Origin of the sequence: Vibrio makurazakiensis (assembly GCF_050337375.1) — a bacterium.
Classification (GTDB): domain Bacteria; phylum Pseudomonadota; class Gammaproteobacteria; order Enterobacterales; family Vibrionaceae; genus Vibrio; species Vibrio makurazakiensis.
The window spans coordinates 1-4,024 of sequence record NZ_JAKJSW010000295.1; the positions used below are offsets into that span (position 1 = coordinate 1).

Genomic DNA, 4,024 nt, shown 5'->3' on the forward strand with positions numbered 1-4,024 from the left:
TAAGAAAACCGATATTGAACCTTCGACTCTGCAATGCGTTTTTGGTGAAGCCATTTTTAAAAACCTTTTACTCTCTTTACCTGAAGAAGCTGGAATTAAAGGCAGCAAAGGAACATTTCAGTTTATTCGTCATGTGGAAGAGTACATTCACGTAGAGGTTAAGAAGTTATACCCCGACGCTGAGCCTCCAGGGTTTGAGTTTATAGCTCAGGATGAAGTTAACCTTGAGTTTGACTATAAAAGTGCTCGTTGCATGTCGCATGTTTGCCTTGGGCTACTTAAAGGGTGCGCACATCATTTTAACGAATCCTTTGATATAGAAATGACTCCTCAAAATACCGATGAAAGCGTTGTGCGGTTTAACTTAAAATTAGTGAAATAGTTATGTCTTTAGTCTCTGCTTTAGAACAAAAAATAGCCCGAGAAATAGCAGCTCGTAAAGAAGCTGAACGGTTACTAGAGAAAAAAAGCTTAGAGCTCTTTGAAGCTAACCAAAGTTTAGAGTTGGCATTAAAGCAGCTTGAGAAAAGCTCTAAAGAAAATATGAAGCGCATAGAGTTTCAAGCTCAAGTCGATATGTTACTGATCGAATTTGGTGGTTCATTTCTGCGCGAGTCTCTTGATGAAGTCATGCTGTCTAATTTAACCAAACAAATCACCAAGAGCTATTTTATTGAGTCCAGTCGTTTGTTCCTCCCTCCTGGGCTATTACCTGAATTGAATAAAACTGATTTTGGCGATCCCACGCTAGCTAAAGTCGACTTTTCTTGTTTGAAACCCGTATGGAAAGACGATGAGCTCCATATGGCGCTCATTGTTGAGCGTAAGGCTGTCGGCTCACTTATTGTTAAGGTTAACCTTTCAGGATGGGAGAAAGATAAGGAGTTGATTGTAAGCCAGCTGTCATTAGTTACAGATTTGATTTGTGGCGCAGTCACTCACCAGTTATCGAGAAACCGCAATAATGAATCCCGCAGACGGGCTGAGGAATCGGAACGTTCTACACGCGAATTTGTTGCGATGATAAATCATGAGTTAAGGACGCCCCTCAATGGGCTGTTAGGTAGCGCAGAGCTGCTGAGCGATACAGAGTTAACGGTTCACCAACAAGAGATGGTCGGAAACCTAACACAATCTGGTGAGCTACTTAGAGTGATCATTAACGATTTGCTTGATTACAGCAAAATGAATGCTGGTATGTTGGAGCTAATAGAAAACAAATTCCCGTTAGCGAACCTACGAAATACTTTAAATGGTATTTTTGTTAATCAAGCGTCTGAAAAGCGAATTGGATTTACGATCGATGTCGAAAGTGATGTACCTCATTACTTTTTTGGCGATTTAGAAAGAGTGACACAAATCTTCGTAAACTTGATTGGTAACGCCATTAAATTCACCGAGTACGGAGAAGTAAAGGTGATGATGCGTTGGCAGTTTGGGGTATTGAAGTGTTCGGTCGAAGATACAGGAATTGGTATTCCAGAAAACAGTATCGAAAACCTATTCTTGCCCTTTACTCAGTCTGACAGGTCAAGTAGCCGAAACTATGAAGGGACGGGGTTAGGTCTAGCGATATGTAAACAGCTAGTAGGGTTGATGGATGGGTCTATTTCAGTAACCAGTTCGGTAGGGAAGGGAACTAAATTCTCAATCGACTTACCGTTGAAAGAGCTGAGTGAGTCACGCGTTCATGCTAACGTTGAAAGTGACATAATGTCTGAAGTTGGGATTTCATTACTTCAAGTTTTGGTTGTTGATGATATCAATATGAACCAAATCATCATTCAGCAAATGCTGGGCAAAATCGACATCACTCCCGATTGTGCAGAAAACGGTATTGAAGGGATGAAATACGCACTAGAACATTATTACGACATCATCTTTATGGATTGCCGGATGCCACTAATGGATGGTTTTGAAGCGACCCGTCAATTACGTGATGGTGGTTACACTCGGCCTATTATCGCGTTGACTGCAGGCACGACTATTGAAGAAAGAGAAAAGTGTATCGAATCTGGTATGGACGACATTCTAAGTAAACCGTATACCGCAGAAGACTTACGTGAAATGCTAAAAAAATGGGGTTAATGTTCACATTCAGCAAAAAGCCAACTCACTCCCTAGGTAGGGGATGAATTGGCTTTTAATATTACTTTAAGTCGAGTTTAATCGCTCGCTAACACTTCTGTCCCTAACCAACCCTTTGCTTGATTAGATTAGTCCCTGCAAGTACCGGAAGTATGCGACTGAGCTTATCTAACGTTTCTTGGTATTCCGCTTCACACTCACTGTCTGCCACAACACCACCACCAGCCCAAGCATAAATACATTGCTGCTCGGCGACGAGCGTACGAATAGTAATGCTTGTATCCATTCGACCGTTACGACTGATGTAACCAATGCTACCGCAGTAGGCTGAACGTCTATGAGGCTCAAGTTCTTCAATAATTTGCATGGCTCTTACTTTCGGTGCGCCAGTGATTGACCCTCCAGGGAAGCAAGCTCGCAATAAATCATTCGCATTGTACTGAGTGTCTAACTCTGCTCGAATAGTACTCACTAGATGGTGAACCGCAGGAAAGCTTTCTATATCGAAAAGTTTAGGTACGTTGACCGAGCCCGGTTTAGCGACACGACCAATATCATTTCTTAACAAGTCTACGATCATCAAGTTTTCGGCTTGATCTTTTTCTGCTTCAGACAGATCAGCTGCGTTAGCTAAATCGGTCGTTGGATCTTCCGAACGTGGGCGAGTGCCTTTAATCGGCTTGGTTTCAATTGTGCTGCTTTTTAATTCAAGAAAGCGTTCAGGGGAGATACTGAGAATAGATGAGTTTTCCATTCGAATGAAAGCTGAGAAAGGCGCAGCATTGAAGCGCTCTAACTTTTCATAAGCTTGCCATTCGCTGCCTTGGTAAGGCGCTTGGAAGCGTTGTGCCAAATTGATTTGATAGCAATCACCAGACAGCAAGTATTCTTGAACCTGTTCGAACTTATTTGAATATTCTTGTAACGTCATATTTGACGTCCAAGGCCCCGTTAATTCGAAATCAATAGGTTGTGAAGGGTTTGGTTGTTGCTCATTAAGCCATGCCCAATGTTGGTCAATATTTTGTCCGACTACACACGCCGTTTTCAATTTATGGTCGACAATCACAGCCCATTCATATAACCCGACCGCCATATCTGGCGTGTCGAGATCGTGCTGAGCAATCTCAGGAAGTTGCTCTACGCGTCGGCCTAAATCATAGCTAAAGTAACCCAGAGCCCCACCAATGAATGGTAGATCTAAATGCTGAGAAAGGTTGGGTAATAGCTGTTGTTGATACTGATTTAAAAGCTCGAAAGGGTCTTGCTCTAACTCTTTGATAACGCCATTAACATTTACACGTGTTGTAGCGCCGAAAGTCTCTAAAGTGGCCACTGGCTGAGCAACTAGAATGTCAAACCGGCTATCAATGTGGCTTTCAGAAGCGGAGCGTAATAGCATAGCCCACGACTCGCTTTCGACACGTGAAAACAGCTGTTTAGACAGGTTTGGTTGATATTCAAGCGGCTTTAATTGGATTGGATGTAATTCGTTGTTATTCATTTGTTTAAATTGTGACAAAGAGTTCGATCACTGAATGGCGTGTGTGAGAAAGCAAGAGTATCATAATTTGAAAATAATGTGGGTTCTTGATTTCCGCCGTAAAGACTAGACTTGTATATGTGCTCATGTCGCAAGTACTAGAAAATAATAGCTCAATACAAGCGGCGATGAATGTGAACTGGCAATGGAAGCAGAACGATAATAAAGAGGCATGCAATGACGGTTATTCGTAAGCAAGATGTGATCAGCAGTGTCGCTGACGCACTTCAATATATTTCTTATTACCACCCTTTAGACTTTGTCCAAGCCCTAGAAAAAGCGTATGAGAAAGAAGAGAGCCAAGCCGCTAAAGATGCGATTGCTCAAATCCTAATTAATTCACGTATGTCTGCAGAAGGGCACCGTCCTATCTGTCAGGATACAGGTATTGTG

The 4,024-nt window shown here is 42.2% G+C and carries 4 protein-coding genes; 3 read left to right on the forward strand and 1 reads right to left on the reverse strand.

The features are described 5' to 3' along the window. A partial coding sequence (locus L4C33_RS20225) for a heme NO-binding domain-containing protein (RefSeq protein ID WP_428814199.1) occupies positions 1-382 on the forward strand: 382 nt, incomplete at its 5' end. A 2-nt stretch (positions 383-384) separates the two neighbouring features. After that, entirely contained in the window at positions 385-2,088 is a 1,704-nt protein-coding gene (locus L4C33_RS20230; RefSeq protein WP_428814200.1) for an ATP-binding protein, read from the forward strand. Between the two features lie 103 nt (positions 2,089-2,191). Here the strand turns inward: L4C33_RS20230 and pabB are convergent, their stop codons facing one another. Further along, positions 2,192-3,592, reverse strand: coding sequence for an aminodeoxychorismate synthase component I (gene pabB / locus L4C33_RS20235; RefSeq protein WP_428814202.1), 1,401 nt, complete (start codon positions 3,590-3,592; stop codon positions 2,192-2,194). A 216-nt stretch (positions 3,593-3,808) separates the two neighbouring features. Here pabB and L4C33_RS20240 point away from each other — a divergent pair. Then, a partial coding sequence (locus L4C33_RS20240) for a fumarate hydratase (protein ID WP_428814201.1) occupies positions 3,809-4,024 on the forward strand: 216 nt, incomplete at its 3' end.

What these genes read in the sequence shown, in the direction of transcription:
- L4C33_RS20230 (WP_428814200.1), top strand. Translation starts at nt 385, where the DNA reads ATGTCTTTAGTCTCTGCTTTAGAACAAAAAATAGCCCGAGAAATAGCA.
- pabB (WP_428814202.1), bottom strand. Translation starts at nt 3,592, where the DNA reads ATGAATAACAACGAATTACATCCAATCCAATTAAAGCCGCTTGAATAT.